We start from the raw sequence: 13,379 nt of genomic DNA on the forward strand, positions 1-13,379 counted from the left end.
ATAAAAGGATAAATTATGCAAACATCAATGTACAAACAAAGAAGTTTTCAAGATGAGATTTTAGAAAGTTTTGACTCAGCGTTTAAACAAGTAAAGTCATTTTTGTATAAACATCATACTTTACTTGCATATTTTTAAAATCTAGTTATTTTTAAAACCAGAATTAGTTCTTCTATTTTTAGAAGTATTATTTGTAGCGTGGTTACTATTTTTACTTCCGTATTTATTATCACTGTTTCTATTATTGCTATTTTTATTTTTTGAAGGAGCTGCTTCTTCTTTTTTTCTTCCAGATGGTTTTCTTGAAGCATCTTTTGGTTTTGCAGTTCGGTTTTGATTCGAACCATTTCCTCTATTACTTCTATTTCCAATTGGTTCAGCTTTTATATTTGGATCTACTTTAAAACCTAATATTTCAACTTTTTTAATTTTTTGTTTAATTAATTTTTCTATTCCAAATAGGTAATCATGTTCATCTACACAAACTAAAGAAATTGCATCACCTGTATTTCCAGCACGTCCAGTTCTTCCAATTCTATGTACATAATCTTCTGCGATATTTGGTAATTCAAAGTTTATTACATGGGGAAGTTGGTCTATATCAATACCACGAGCTGCAATATCAGTGGCTACCAATACTCTTACATTTCCTGACTTAAAATCATCCAATGCTTTTGTTCTTGCACCTTGTGATTTATTACCATGAATAGCAGCTGAAGTAATGCCATCTTTTACAAGGGCTTCACTTAGTTTATTTGCTCCATGTTTTGTTCTTGTGAAAACTAAAACTTGCTTCCAATTGTTTTTATTTACAAGATAAAGTAAAAGCTCTTTTTTTCTTTCTCTATCAACGTGGTGAACAATTTGCTCAACCTTATGAGAAGTACTATTTGCAGTTGCAACTTCTATTAAAACAGGTGAGTTTAGTAGACTATCTGCTAGTTTTTTAATATCTTCTGAAAAAGTTGCTGAGAAAAGAAGATTTTGTCTCTCTTTTGGGAGAATTGCAAGAACTTTTTTAATATCGTTTATAAATCCCATATCAAGCATTCTATCTGCTTCATCTAAAATAAAAAATTCTATTTTTCTTAAATCTAAACAATTTTGAGAAACTAAATCAAGAAGTCTTCCAGGAGTTGCAATAACTATATCAACACCTTTTCTTAAAAGTGCAATTTGAGGGTTAATTCCAACTCCTCCAAAAATAACTGCTGATTTAAAAGGAAGATATTTCCCATATGTTTCAACACTAGCTGCAACTTGAGCTGCAAGTTCTCTTGTAGGAGTTAAAATAAGTGCTCTTACATGAGATTTTTTATCTTTATTATAAGAAGTTTTTAATCTTTGTAATAATGGAAGTGTAAAACCAGCTGTTTTTCCAGTACCCGTTTGAGCACCTGCTAGAACATCTTTTTTTGATAAAATTACTGGAATTGACTTTGCTTGGATAGGTGTTGGAGTTGTATAACCCTCTTCTTTTATTGCACGTAAAAGTTCCGCACATAAACCTAAGTTTGAAAATGACATAAGTACCTTGTTTTTTATGAACCTATCAAAAGCTGTAAACTTGAGTTACGATCTAGGTTATATAATATGAGTTTAGTTGAGTTGTAAAGTGGATACAAAAACGAAGTCAGGCATAGACCGATGTACGCTGAAATTACGTAATTATAGCACAATTAGTAAAATTAAAACTATTTTTGAATTAATTTAGATTATTTCACTGTTTTTCCAGAAAAGCAAGAGCAGCTAAATATGCTTGTTCTTGATATTTTTTTAAATTTCTGGGAAATTCAATATTGTTTTTTTTCTCAAAGGCATTGATAGTTTGAGCAGAAATTAACTCAACTTTACAAACGCTATTTAGTTGAATGATGGCTTCTACTTTAAAAGTATTTGCACCTCCTGAAAAAGCGCCTTTTTTAGCTCTTTTTTTGATAAGAACTTGCTCTATTTGATTCTCTTGTAGAAAATCATTAATTGCTTTAGAATAAGTGATTATATTTTCTTGGATTTCATCATCTTCTAATTCTATTTTTTTTATTCTCAAATCTAAATATTTTATTTGTTCATTGTTCTTTTCTAAAACTACTAAAATTGTATTATTTGCTTTTAAATCAATTGCACATATTTTCAAAATATACTCCTATTTTGTATATTTTGAATTATATATGATTTTATTTTTTAAATTGGATTTTATTTCATTTTGTAATGAAAATCTAATTTTTCCCAATTAATCCATTAAATATTTTGCCCAAATTTACAGTTTCATTTTTTGAAAGTTCCACATCTTTTGCAAGGTTTGAAAACTCTAAAATAGCACTTTTTACTTCATCAATTATCTGTTTATACTCTTTTATTCCATGCTTTAATGCAAGTTTTTCAAGATGATTTATATTCGGATTTTTGCCTTCATTTAGATATGTGGTGCTATGTTCAGTTCCTACTCCATAAGAAAAAGTCAAATCATAAGCAGGAGTTAGTTTCCAAGAGTTTTTTTCATCTAACATAAAAGAGAAGTTTTTTGCATGGTCGTCTCTATTGTGTGTGAAAAGATTAAAAACTGCTAATCTAAAAAGCTTTTTTACTTCATTTATATCTTTTGTTAGATGAAAACATAAAGTTAATAAATCATCATAATCAAGAGAGGGAATTCTAAAGTCACTATGTGTAAGTCCTGCCACACTATGAATATGCAATCTATTATCTTTTATTCTATCAAATCTTTTTATTGCAAAATAGTTATTTTTTTTACCTTTTAGTAACCTTGTTTCAGGTATTTCAATATTTGCTTTTCTTGCCATTAAAGAGTAAATATACTCTATTTTCCCAATATTTAATCCATCATTTGAGTTTGGGAATTTGATTATATAGTGTTCAAAACCCTCTATTAATTTTTGGCTCCCATGGAGTATTTCATTTTTATTGTTTAGTTGAGTCATTATTTTTGGTCTAGCTCCAGCACTACTTCCACCAATAGCCAATAATGTATCAAGAAGTTCATAACTAGAACCATTTAAAATATTTATTGAAGAGTTCGCTAAATCATCTAAAATTATTTCTTGATTTTTTGTTTCTATCTCTTCAAATATTGGCTCATAGCTTAATGCTCCAATACCATATTTTCCAACATAACACAATCTATCAAGTGGTGTAATATCGTGAAAATTTATTCCTTTTGACATAAGATGTCTATCTAAAAGCAATTTTCCCCAACCATCAGGTAAACTATCTGCAAAAACTCCAAATAAACCATCAAAAACATTATCATTACAAACTTGTAACTCTTTTTTTAGTGGCAAAAGATAAGGGGATAGATTTATATTTTTTTGAATAAAATCTAAATCATATTCAAAATATATTTTTCTATTTTTTAGTGCTAACTTTCCAACAAAGATTTTGTCATCAAAATGATTTAAAAATACATTTACTGTTTTTATCATTTTATAGCTCCTCTTTTTTTCATAGGTTTTACTTTTAATAAATCATCCATAGAATCGTATTGTTCATCTTTTTTATTCGCTATATTTTGAAAATCATCTAAACAATCCAATACAAATGCAACTTTGAGCAAAGATTCAAAAGAGATTTCTCCACTTGATTCAAACCTTTTTATACTTCCAAGACTTACTGCACTTTTGTTGGAAAGTCCTTCTTGAGTTAAGTTTAAAGATAATCTTTTTTGTTTGAATTTATCTTTTAAATCTTGCATTATAGATTTTGGTGTTGAGATATTAATAGCTAACATATTAGTCCTAAAATAGATATTTTATTTATTATAGCTAAAATATTATCTATTAATACTTTTATTTAGTTAGATTTTTTACGCTTCTTCTGTTACATAAAATGTAGTTTTACCGTTTTTAGGGTCAAAATTTTCACCATTTTTTGAAATATATGTATTTATGATTTTTCTAGCTTTTACAAACGAACTTGCGTTTCCTATCTCTTCTCTTTTATCATCTTTTGTGATTACTGTTTTGTCATAACCTTTTGCAAAATTTTTAGCAACACTTGCATCTGCAAATGTGTACTTAACTATATCAATATCTCTTTTTACATCAATTGTTGCTTTTTTCTTTTCATCTTCAAATCTTAAAATTCTGTTTCCGTTTGATGAAATTTTCATTGTTGTTGCTGTTTCGATATTTTCTGTGTCTTCAACAATCACGTACTCTTTTCCATTTATTAATAGTATATCATCATCTAATTTTTTGATTTCTTTTATTAAAGTCTTTTTCCCTTTTGCCATTTTGTAACCTTTTATTTTATATTAGTTTCATATTGTATCTAATATTTCTAAGCTATTCTTAAAATATAATTTTTTCAGCTATAATCTATATATCTTATAAAAATCAATATGAATCGAGAACAAAAATCAAATGAATTTATTATCAAAAAATAGCCCTGTAGAACAATCAATTATTAAAATGAAAGAAGTTTTAAAAGACGTAGGTTGTGAGGCATCTTTTTCACAAGAAAAGCATCCTTTAGAAAACTGCTTTTCAGTAAATTTAGCTTCAAATGAAGCTCCAAATCATATCTATTCAAATGGAAAAGGTGTGATTTCAGATGCATCAATTGCAAGTGCTTATGGAGAATATATAGAAAGATTACAAACAAATAACTTTTTTATAGACTTTCACCTTCCAAATAGAAAATATTATCCAGATGAAATTGCCTTTGAATTTGGTGGAAATTATTTAAATGATGAATTAAAAGAAATTTATAGTGCAGATGGTGAGTTAGAAGATAAAGACTTAGTAGATTTTAACAGTGATTATATGGATAAAATTGTTGCACTTCCTTTTATTAGAGAATCAGATAAAGTAAAAACATATATTCCAATAAATATTTTAAGTAATCTATTCGTAAGCAACGGACTTGCAACTGGAAATACAGCAAATGAAGCAAAAGTTCAAGCACTTAGTGAAATCTTTGAAAGATATGCAAAAATCGCTATCATCAAAGAAGGTTATGCACTTCCTAAGTTTCCAGATGAAGTTGTAAAATCTTTTCCAAAAGTGGCTAAAGATGTACAAACTTTAAGAGATTTAGGTTATATCATCGAAGTTTTAGATGCTTCTTTGGGTGGAGTTTTTCCTGTAACTGCAATTTCACTAATAAACACTAAAAACAATACTCTGTTTGTATCTTTTGGAGCACACCCTATTTTAGAAGTAAGTCTTGAGAGAACAATGACAGAACTTATGCAAGGAAGAGATTTAACTAACCTTGATGCTTTTGAAATCCCTACTTTTGATATGAGTTTGGTAGCTGATAGTTTTAACTTAGAAGCTCACTTTATTGATTCAAATGGAAAATTAGGTTTCCCATTTTTATGTGCTAAAAAAAGTTTTGAATACGCACCTTGGAGATATGAAGGGAACGGAAGTGATGACGAATACGCATTTTTATTAGATATTTTAACTTCACAAAATAGAGAAATGTATTTAAGAGAATATACATATTTAGATTTTTATTCTTGTCAAATGATAGTTCCAAATTTCTCAGAAGTTTATCCACTAGATGATATGGTTTATAACAATAAAAACAATGGAAAACTAATCCGAGATATGGTTTTAAACTTTGAAAAATATGATGTAAATGAAATTTTAGACACAGTTGATAGTCTTGATGACTCTTTAAATATGCAACTATATATTGGTGTAATTTTTAAAGAAAACTTCACAATGGGAGATTTTAAAGCTCAAATGTTACTTCTTTTAGAAGAGTATGATGATGCTTTAGAGATTTTAGAGTTTTCAAATAATAAATTTGGACATCTAGTAGCTCAATTAATTAGAATGAGTAATGATGAACTTGAATGGGCGGATTATGAAGAAGCTTTAAACAATGTTTATGGAAAAGAAAAAATTCAGAGAGCTGTAAATATTTTAGAAGGAAAAGAGTTTTTAATCAATAGAACTTTACATCAAGATTATAACAATATGCTAAGTATGTTTGATAAACTTGAAGTAAAAAAATTGGCTTTTTATAAAAACTAATTTGATATAATCAATAAAAACTAATTTGATATAATCAATAAAAATTAAATAATTATAAGGAAAAAAATAGATGCAATATGTAGAAACATCAAGCAAAAGTGTTCAAGAAGTAGTTGATTGTCTAAAAGAAGTATCTTCAAAATATAAATTTGGAATTCAACATATTCATAATGTAAAAGAAACTTTAAAATCAAAGGGAATTGATTTAGCAAATGAGTGTCAAATAGTTGATATTTGTAATCCTCAAATAGCTGAAAAATTCTTAAGTGAAGATATGTCTCTTTCTATTATCATGCCTTGTAAAATCTCTGTTTACACACAAGATGGTGAAACAATGATAGCTATGAACTCACTTGTTCAACTAGTTGATGATATAAATCCTGATTTAATCGAAATTGCACAAGAAGCACAAGAGCGATTATTAGAAATTATTGATGAAATAAAATAGAGTCTACTTTGGAAATATTATATAAAGTATTTGAAGTAGCTATTGTTTTATATTTCGTTTATATGCTTGTGAAAATATTAAGATGTAAATTTGGAAAATGTAATATAAAGTAAATAAAAGAATAAGAAGAAAATATGATCACTCAATTAAATGCAGATAGTGTAAATACAGTTTCACAATTAATACAACTCTCTGTTGCTCCTGTTTTTTTATTAGCTGGAGTTGCAGGATTGTTAAATGTTTTTACAGGAAGACTTTCACGAATTATTGATAAAGTTGATAAATTAGATAAATATGAAGAAGAAAATATCTTAAAAGATGAAAAATCTATTTTAAAAATAACTCAAAGAAGAGATTTTTTAACTATGAGAATGAAAAACACAAACCTTGCAATACTATTTTCTACAAGTACAGGTTTACTTGTAGCCATGGTTATTGTAACTATGTTTTTAAGTGCTATTTTTAATTTTAAAGACTTTTTATTTATTGCTATTTTATTTATTTTGGCAATGATTTGTTTAATAATATCTCTATTTTTATTTCTAAGAGAGATTTTTTATACCACTTCTTTTATAAACAAAAAGAAAAGTTATATACCCTAAAAAAAAGTAAAAACAAAATGTTTTTACTTTTTTACATTTGTAAAGATTATCTCCACTAAAGTTTCAGGCGTTGACATACTAGCTTCTACGCAAGCTCGTGCAGGAGGATTTTCTTTTGATACCCATGCATCCCAGATTTCATTAAAGTCTGAAAAATCTCTATCTATATTTTTTAAATAAATTTCTGCTCTTAAAATATTTTCATTATCAGTATTTGCTTGTTCAAAAAGATCTTTTGCAATATTTAAAACTTCTAGTGTTTGACCTTTTACATCAACAGTTTTATCAGTTGGTACAATTCCTGCAAAATAAATTACACCATTGTGCTCAACAATTTTACTCATTCTACTTCCAACTATTTGTCTATTTATCATTATAACTCCTTTAATTTCTGAGTATTTTAAGTATATCATTTTAAAATAAAAAATCATTTATTAATTCAATTAATACTAAAATCCTTTTTAAAATCAATAAAAGGCACTATTTATGTACACACCAATTTCTTTAGATTTCTTTGACCAACTAAATGTAGCAATGCAAAGAAAAATCCCATCAACTGTTGTTTTTCTAGATAATGGTGAGAAAAAAACTCTTAAAGGTTTAGTTCATACTATGGAAGTAATTGATGGAATTGAATATATGATTTTAAATACAAAAGAAAAAATAAGACTAGATAAAGTTGTACTTTTTAATGGAAGAAGACATAAAGAAGAAGAATAAAAAAGGAATTTAAACCTTTTTTATCTTTTTGTTTTTTCTAATTTTTAAGATTTTATAGAGTCTTTTCCATTAAACTCTTTTGCATCAGCTTGTTCTATAATAGTATTTGAAATAAGAAGTGTTTTTTGTGCTATTTCATTTGCAGAAGAGGCATTTTGTGCATTTTGTTGAGTAATTTGATCTAAACTATTAACAGCATCATTTATTTGAATCATTCCAGTTGCTTGCTCTTTACTAGCAGTTGTAACATTTTGAATTAAATCTAAAGTAACAGTTATATTTTCATTTAATTGAGCATAACCTTTTATCATATCAGAAGCTATTTCTTTACCTTCATAAGTTTTTCTTTGTGCATTTTCAACTAAGTCTTTTATTTGTTTAGCAGCTTCTGCACTTCTACTTGCAAGTGTTCGCACTTCTCCTGCAACAACTGCAAATCCACGTCCAGCTTCACCAGCAGTTGCTGCTTCAACGGCTGCATTTAATGAAAGAATATTTGTTTGAAAAGCAATTTGATCTATGATTGTAATAGCTTCGTTAATAGCTGATGTTTGAGAATTAATCTCTTCCATAGAAACCACAGTTTTATTTGCTAAGTCTTGACCTAAAGAAATTGAAGTTTTAACTTTATTACCATAACTTGCCATTTGTGTAGTTGTTTGAGTATTGTTTGTGATATTTGAAGTTATCTCTTCTAATGAAGCTGCTGTTTCTTCTAAAGATGCAGCTTGAGAATTTGCAGCATTTGCAATTTCTTGCATATTTTTAGTTAGAATATTTGCATTATTACTTAAAGTAATCCCTATTCTTTTATTTTCAAGTAAAGTTTGAGTAATAACATCACCTAATATATTTACATCATTTTCTAACTCTTTGATTATACCTTCAAGATTATTTTGTGTTAATTTTGGTCTAAAATCAAGTTTTGAATATGAAGTTAATACTTTTAAGATATTTGAAATATTACTATTAAGTGTTTCTAACATTTCATTAATAATATCTTTTAATTCATTTAAAGAAGGATTGTTTGAACCTAGCTCTATTTTTGTATTTAAATAGCCTTTATTAATAGCATTTGTAACTCGAATAGTATCAGCTATTAAAGCTCTATCTTTTTGAATATTTGCTTTTGTATCTTCAATATTTTTGTTGATAATTTTTGACATCATTCCTAATTCATCATTTGATTTTACATCAATAAGTTCTATATCATCTTTTTCAAAATTAATAAATGCAAAAAAGTTTTCAACACCTCTTTTTACAGATGCAACATCAATTAAAATAGTAAAGGCAATTGTTCTTGCTAAAATCATAGTTAAAGCTATTCCCAAAATACTAAGTAAACCAAATATAATCATATTTTGATTTGAATCGCTCATTTCATCATTTATTGTAATAATTAAAGTTTGGGAAATATAATCTTCAACTTTTTTTAGTAAATTGATTTTTTCTGTAATTTCTTTAAACCAATGATTAGCATCAACTTCAAAATTTGTTTCAATATCACTATATAGTGCAATTTTTCTTATTCTTTCAACTTCATCAACAGAATCACCTTTTAAATTCGTTTTATAAAATTCAACTACTTTTGAATCTGAAACTTTTAAAAATGAATCCATATATGCATTTTGCTCTGCAATTAAAGTGTAAAATTTAGCTTTCATACCTTCACCAAAACTATCTTTTGCAAAAGTATTAGTTCCAACAGCTCTCTCAACGCCAGCTCGTTCTTTTGATAATAAGAAATTCATATAAGAAACTAATTGTTGAGAAACAGTAGCACTATTTGATAGTTTTGTAATACTTCCTATTACATTTAATAACAATTTATTTAAATCTGTATAATAGCCTATTGCAATGCCAGCGTTTAAAGATAAGGAATTAACCCCATTTCTAGTATTGTTTAAGTCTTCGATTTTCTTTAAACTTAAATTCAAATTTTCTAAAAATTCTGAACTATATTCATTTTTATTAAAAGTGTTTAATAAAGTATTTAACTCTTTTAATTTTTCATCAACATTTAATCTTTGAGCTGGCAATTCCACTTTAAACTTTTCACCAGAACTTCCAAGAAACCCAGCTGTCATGCCTCTTTCTTTTTGAGCTTCATGAACTAAAGCCCCAATTTTTGTAGAAAGAATAACAACCCTATCTAATGCACGTAAGTTTTTAGAAGTACTAAATGAATCTATAGCTAATTTTGCTGCTAATAAAATAACCACAATAAGTGGTATTAACATTATTAAAATAAGCTTTTGTTTTATCGATAATTTCGAAAGCATAAAAAACCCCAATTTTTTTAATTTTTGTGATTTTAACTGAATTAATAATAATTAGTGATGATTGTGGTCAAGAGATTAATAAAAATAATTGAATGAAGTCTTTTATATTTGAGTTTAAATAAAAGTAATAACTTTTATTTAATTTTGTTGTTAAGAATTACTTTTGTTTTTTCTATATTTAAACCAGATTTTGAACTTGCGTCCGCCAAATTTTCGTTATTTGCTAAAAGTCTTAATAAAACTTCGATTTTTTTGTTTGTTTTTATATGTGTAATTGACATATGATTTTCCTTTTTTTTTCTTCATTATATGAAGTTAATCAAAAGATAAATATGAGCTTGTTGTCTAAATGTAAATAATGTGTAATATCAATAGTGTGGGAATCAATAAAAAGCATAAAATAAAATAACAGATGAAACTCGAATTCATCTTAAGTGGACACAGTATAACTAAATTGATTTATAAAAGCAAGCCCTATACTATTTTTTAGTATACTCCTTCTTAAAATTAAAAGAAATAGAGAAAATAAAAATGACCATAGATAATAGTTTTATAGAGTTAATATCCCATAAAAACACACTAAACAAAGAACAATTTAAAATATTAGCTTTAGATTATCCTGCCTTAGATAACTGGAAAGAATTAGCTTTAAATAAAGAAGTATCAAAAAATGATACAAATTTATTAATGCTTTTAAAAGGTGACTTATCTTTAAAAGCCCAAGAACAAATAATAAAAAACTATCATATGGTATTAGAGTTTAACAATATCAAGGCAAAATCAGTTTATAAAACAACTACAACACAAGAAATTCCAAGTCCTAAAATAGAAGATGATGAAGAAGAGCATATAAAAATCTACTGTGATGGTGCATGTTCTGGAAATCCAGGGGAAGCTGGAAGTGGATTAGCAATTTATTCAAATAAGAAAAATCCCGTTTTACTTTATGGTGCTTATGAAAAAGACGGAACTAATAATATCGCTGAATTAAACGCACTTTATCAAGCTTTATTAATAGCTAGACAAAGCAATAACCAAAATATCATCTCTATATTTTCAGATTCAAAATATAGTATTGATTGTATTACAAATTGGGCATATGGTTGGAAAGCAAAGGGTTGGATCAAAAAAGGTGGAGAGATAAAAAATCTTGAACTAATAAAAGAAGCTCATTATTTATATGAAAAATTAAAAGATAAAATCGAAATAAACCATGTAAAAGGTCACTCAGGAGTCGAAGGAAATGAGCTTGCTGATAGAATGGCTGTTCATACGATAAAAGCAAAAAACAAAGATTTTGCTTTTTATTCATATAATAAAGTGGAAGAAGTTCTATCTTTAACTTCATATTAAAGATGATTTGAGCACCATTCAGATATTATAATAAATATTATTTAATAAGCACAACGAGGAAGAAAAATGGTTGAAAAAAAGGGTTCAATATTAACAGTTAGAGAAGACATCAAAGTTTTTGATTGCACAATCAGAGATGGTGGTCTTGTAAACAATTATCATTTTACAGATGAGTTTGTAAAAGCACTTTATGAAACATGTGTAGCTGCTGGTGTTGATTATATGGAAATTGGTAAAAACGTATCTCCTACAGTAATGAGTGAAGAAGAGTACGGAGCTTGGAATTTCTGTAAAGAAGCTGATATTAGAAAAATTGTAGGTGAAAATAATACAAGTCTAAAAATTGCAACAATGGCTGATGTTGGAAGAACTATAAAAGAAGAGATTCCACCAAAAAGTGAAAGTGTTGTAGATATGATAAGAGTTGCTACTTATATTCATCAATTACCTGAAGCTATTGAATTAATCGAAGATTTTCATGCAAAAGGTTATGAAACTACTTGTAATATTATGGCTATTTCTAAATCATTTGATGATGAATTAGACCAAGTTTTAGAAACTCTTAGCAAAACAAATGTAGATGTTATTTATATAGCTGATAGTTTTGGTTCATTTTATCCAGAGCAAATCAATAAACTAACTGCAAAATACCTAGGTGCTGCAAAACCTGTTGGTAAAAAAGTTGGAATTCATGCTCATAATAACCTTACTTTAGCATATGCAAATACACTTGAAGCTATGATTTATGGAACAAGTTATTTAGATGTTACAGTTTCAGGACTTGGCCGTGGAGCTGGAAATTGTGCTATGGAATTATTATTAGGTTTCTTAAAAAATCCAAAATACAAATTATTACCTGTACTTAAATTTATCGAAACTCACATAGTTCCTTTAGAAAAAGAGTTAGATTGGGGACCAAGTGTACCTTATATCCTAACTGGACACTTAAATGAACACCCAAGACCAGCTATGAAAGCTAGAGATGAAGGTGATACTCAATATGTAAAGTTTTATAATAAACTAACAGAAGAGTATAGTTAATATTTAACAGTATTCTGTAGTCTTCACCGATAAAAAAGGGATTAGTTTTTTAACTAATCCCTTTTTTTTGTTAAAGTTGCATTCGTTATTGAACTTAATGGTTCATTCACCTTAAATATTTTTGCTTTTATATCTGAATAACCAAAAGATTCAAGCCTTTTTGTGTGCATTTCTAAATATCTTTTCGCATCAGCTTCATTATCAAAAAGATATATTCCTCCTGCTTCTTTTGTTTGCTCATTTTCTGTCCAAATTTTCCAAATCAAACCAGATTCTTCTGATATATTTTTTGCTAAATCTACAAAAGCATTTGAAAAATCTTCACCAAAAATTACATCATGTGGGAAGTCAACTTGTAATAAATATGCCATCTAATTACCTTTTATTTTTATTTAATTTTAGTGTTAATAAACTTTATTTTCAGTTATAATGAAAACAAAAAAGGAATCATTATGTCTGGTAAAATTATAAAACTTCTTATTTCAAAAGATCCACAAAGTACTATGATAAACGTAAATCAAATGGTTTTAGAAATTGATAAAGGAATATTTGGAGATAGATATTATAATCAAATAGGAACTTTCTCAAATAAAGAAACTATTGAACCTGATAGCCATGTAACTTTAATAGAATTAGAAAAGATAACTGCCTTAAATGAAGAGCATAACTTAAATATTACAGCAGAAGATTTTAGAAGAAATATTGTTGTAACAAATTGCGATTTAAACTCACTTGTAGGAAAAGAATTTCAAATAGGCGAAGTTGTATTAAAAGGTATTAGACTTTGCGAACCTTGTAAATATTTAAGTGATAAAATAAATGAAAAAAAAGCATTAACTGAAATGGTTCATAAAGCAGGTCTTAGAGCCCAAATTATCAAAGGTGGAAGTATTGATTTAAATTCACAAGTAGAAGTTAAATAACT

General features: G+C 27.2%; 17 protein-coding genes. 8 read left to right on the top strand and 9 right to left on the bottom strand.

Annotated features, from left to right (window positions below; all coding sequences use genetic code 11):
* The first annotated feature begins 15 nt into the window (after positions 1-15).
* On the top strand, positions 16-138 hold the full coding sequence (locus tag AACT_RS15635; protein WP_272953544.1) for a hypothetical protein: 123 nt from the start codon (positions 16-18) through the stop codon (positions 136-138).
* Between the two features lie 3 nt (positions 139-141).
* On the opposite strand, the gene AACT_RS09960 is transcribed toward AACT_RS15635, so the two are convergent.
* The 5 genes from AACT_RS09960 to AACT_RS09980 form a co-directional block, all read right to left on the bottom strand.
* Positions 142-1,527 carry a DEAD/DEAH box helicase gene (locus AACT_RS09960; RefSeq protein ID WP_172126660.1) on the bottom strand — a complete coding sequence of 462 codons (1,386 nt, stop codon included), beginning with the start codon at positions 1,525-1,527 and terminating at the stop codon, positions 142-144.
* Positions 1,528-1,720: 193 nt separating this feature from the next.
* Complete coding sequence (locus tag AACT_RS09965) at positions 1,721-2,137, bottom strand: DUF3010 family protein (RefSeq protein ID WP_172126661.1); 417 nt, start codon at positions 2,135-2,137, stop codon at positions 1,721-1,723.
* 82 nt (positions 2,138-2,219) lie between these two features.
* Positions 2,220-3,443 (bottom strand): type II toxin-antitoxin system HipA family toxin, encoded by a 1,224-nt coding sequence (locus AACT_RS09970; RefSeq protein ID WP_172126662.1) that lies wholly within the window; start codon positions 3,441-3,443, stop codon positions 2,220-2,222.
* Positions 3,440-3,748: a helix-turn-helix domain-containing protein gene (locus tag AACT_RS09975; RefSeq protein WP_172126663.1), complete on the bottom strand. Its 309-nt coding sequence runs from the start codon at positions 3,746-3,748 to the stop codon at positions 3,440-3,442. The genes AACT_RS09970 and AACT_RS09975 overlap by 4 nt, the downstream gene beginning before the upstream one ends.
* Positions 3,749-3,823: 75 nt before the next feature.
* Positions 3,824-4,252: a hypothetical protein gene (locus AACT_RS09980; protein ID WP_172126664.1), complete on the bottom strand. Its 429-nt coding sequence runs from the start codon at positions 4,250-4,252 to the stop codon at positions 3,824-3,826.
* A 130-nt stretch (positions 4,253-4,382) separates the two neighbouring features.
* Here AACT_RS09980 and AACT_RS09985 point away from each other — a divergent pair, with 130 nt between their 5' ends.
* The 3 genes from AACT_RS09985 (at position 4,383) to AACT_RS09995 (ending at position 7,058) form a co-directional block, all read left to right on the top strand.
* Positions 4,383-6,008 carry a YcaO-like family protein gene (locus AACT_RS09985; RefSeq protein ID WP_172126665.1) on the top strand — a complete coding sequence of 542 codons (1,626 nt, stop codon included), beginning with the start codon at positions 4,383-4,385 and terminating at the stop codon, positions 6,006-6,008.
* A gap of 70 nt (positions 6,009-6,078) precedes the next feature.
* Entirely contained in the window at positions 6,079-6,456 is a 378-nt protein-coding gene (locus AACT_RS09990; protein ID WP_172126666.1) for a DUF302 domain-containing protein, read from the top strand.
* A 134-nt stretch (positions 6,457-6,590) separates the two neighbouring features.
* Positions 6,591-7,058, top strand: a complete 468-nt coding sequence (locus AACT_RS09995) for a DUF2721 domain-containing protein (RefSeq protein WP_172126667.1) — start codon at positions 6,591-6,593, stop codon at positions 7,056-7,058.
* 23 nt (positions 7,059-7,081) lie between these two features.
* On the opposite strand, the gene AACT_RS10000 is transcribed toward AACT_RS09995, so the two are convergent.
* Complete coding sequence (locus tag AACT_RS10000; protein ID WP_172126668.1) at positions 7,082-7,432, bottom strand: RidA family protein; 351 nt, start codon at positions 7,430-7,432, stop codon at positions 7,082-7,084.
* 112 nt (positions 7,433-7,544) lie between these two features.
* Here AACT_RS10000 and AACT_RS10005 point away from each other — a divergent pair, with 112 nt between their 5' ends.
* A complete protein-coding gene (locus tag AACT_RS10005) occupies positions 7,545-7,778 on the top strand; it encodes a transcriptional antiterminator Rof (RefSeq protein WP_172126669.1) in 234 nt (77 codons plus the stop codon).
* 44 nt (positions 7,779-7,822) lie between these two features.
* On the opposite strand, the gene AACT_RS10010 is transcribed toward AACT_RS10005, so the two are convergent.
* On the bottom strand, positions 7,823-10,018 hold the full coding sequence (locus tag AACT_RS10010) for a methyl-accepting chemotaxis protein (RefSeq protein ID WP_228720473.1): 2,196 nt from the start codon (positions 10,016-10,018) through the stop codon (positions 7,823-7,825).
* A gap of 176 nt (positions 10,019-10,194) precedes the next feature.
* Complete coding sequence (locus AACT_RS10015; RefSeq protein WP_172126671.1) at positions 10,195-10,341, bottom strand: hypothetical protein; 147 nt, start codon at positions 10,339-10,341, stop codon at positions 10,195-10,197.
* 250 nt (positions 10,342-10,591) lie between these two features.
* Here AACT_RS10015 and AACT_RS10020 point away from each other — a divergent pair, with 250 nt between their 5' ends.
* Both AACT_RS10020 and AACT_RS10025 read left to right on the top strand, forming a co-directional pair.
* Positions 10,592-11,413 carry a ribonuclease HI gene (locus tag AACT_RS10020; RefSeq protein ID WP_216658192.1) on the top strand — a complete coding sequence of 274 codons (822 nt, stop codon included), beginning with the start codon at positions 10,592-10,594 and terminating at the stop codon, positions 11,411-11,413.
* 66 nt (positions 11,414-11,479) lie between these two features.
* On the top strand, positions 11,480-12,454 hold the full coding sequence (locus AACT_RS10025) for an aldolase catalytic domain-containing protein (protein WP_172126672.1): 975 nt from the start codon (positions 11,480-11,482) through the stop codon (positions 12,452-12,454).
* 53 nt (positions 12,455-12,507) lie between these two features.
* On the opposite strand, the gene AACT_RS10030 is transcribed toward AACT_RS10025, so the two are convergent.
* Positions 12,508-12,825: a monooxygenase gene (locus AACT_RS10030; RefSeq protein ID WP_172126673.1), complete on the bottom strand. Its 318-nt coding sequence runs from the start codon at positions 12,823-12,825 to the stop codon at positions 12,508-12,510.
* An 81-nt stretch (positions 12,826-12,906) separates the two neighbouring features.
* Here AACT_RS10030 and AACT_RS10035 point away from each other — a divergent pair, with 81 nt between their 5' ends.
* Positions 12,907-13,377, top strand: a complete 471-nt coding sequence (locus tag AACT_RS10035; RefSeq protein WP_172126674.1) for an MOSC domain-containing protein — start codon at positions 12,907-12,909, stop codon at positions 13,375-13,377.
* Positions 13,378-13,379 lie beyond the last annotated feature (2 nt).

Source organism: Arcobacter acticola (genome assembly GCF_013177675.1).
Classification (GTDB): Bacteria; Campylobacterota; Campylobacteria; order Campylobacterales; family Arcobacteraceae; genus Aliarcobacter; species Aliarcobacter acticola.

Excerpts from the sequence above, each read along its gene's own strand:
- AACT_RS09970 (WP_172126662.1), bottom strand. The coding sequence starts at position 3,443 with ATGATAAAAACAGTAAATGTATTTTTAAATCATTTTGATGACAAAATC.
- AACT_RS10030 (WP_172126673.1), bottom strand. The coding sequence starts at position 12,825 with ATGGCATATTTATTACAAGTTGACTTCCCACATGATGTAATTTTTGGT.
- AACT_RS09990 (WP_172126666.1), top strand. The coding sequence starts at position 6,079 with ATGCAATATGTAGAAACATCAAGCAAAAGTGTTCAAGAAGTAGTTGAT.
- AACT_RS09960 (WP_172126660.1), bottom strand. The coding sequence starts at position 1,527 with ATGTCATTTTCAAACTTAGGTTTATGTGCGGAACTTTTACGTGCAATA.
- AACT_RS10015 (WP_172126671.1), bottom strand. The coding sequence starts at position 10,341 with ATGTCAATTACACATATAAAAACAAACAAAAAAATCGAAGTTTTATTA.
- AACT_RS10005 (WP_172126669.1), top strand. The coding sequence starts at position 7,545 with ATGTACACACCAATTTCTTTAGATTTCTTTGACCAACTAAATGTAGCA.
- AACT_RS10010 (WP_228720473.1), bottom strand. The coding sequence starts at position 10,018 with ATGTTAATACCACTTATTGTGGTTATTTTATTAGCAGCAAAATTAGCT.
- AACT_RS09995 (WP_172126667.1), top strand. The coding sequence starts at position 6,591 with ATGATCACTCAATTAAATGCAGATAGTGTAAATACAGTTTCACAATTA.
- AACT_RS10020 (WP_216658192.1), top strand. The coding sequence starts at position 10,592 with ATGACCATAGATAATAGTTTTATAGAGTTAATATCCCATAAAAACACA.
- AACT_RS15635 (WP_272953544.1), top strand. The coding sequence starts at position 16 with ATGCAAACATCAATGTACAAACAAAGAAGTTTTCAAGATGAGATTTTA.
- AACT_RS10025 (WP_172126672.1), top strand. The coding sequence starts at position 11,480 with ATGGTTGAAAAAAAGGGTTCAATATTAACAGTTAGAGAAGACATCAAA.
- AACT_RS09985 (WP_172126665.1), top strand. The coding sequence starts at position 4,383 with ATGAATTTATTATCAAAAAATAGCCCTGTAGAACAATCAATTATTAAA.
- AACT_RS09975 (WP_172126663.1), bottom strand. The coding sequence starts at position 3,748 with ATGTTAGCTATTAATATCTCAACACCAAAATCTATAATGCAAGATTTA.
- AACT_RS09980 (WP_172126664.1), bottom strand. The coding sequence starts at position 4,252 with ATGGCAAAAGGGAAAAAGACTTTAATAAAAGAAATCAAAAAATTAGAT.
- AACT_RS10035 (WP_172126674.1), top strand. The coding sequence starts at position 12,907 with ATGTCTGGTAAAATTATAAAACTTCTTATTTCAAAAGATCCACAAAGT.
- AACT_RS10000 (WP_172126668.1), bottom strand. The coding sequence starts at position 7,432 with ATGATAAATAGACAAATAGTTGGAAGTAGAATGAGTAAAATTGTTGAG.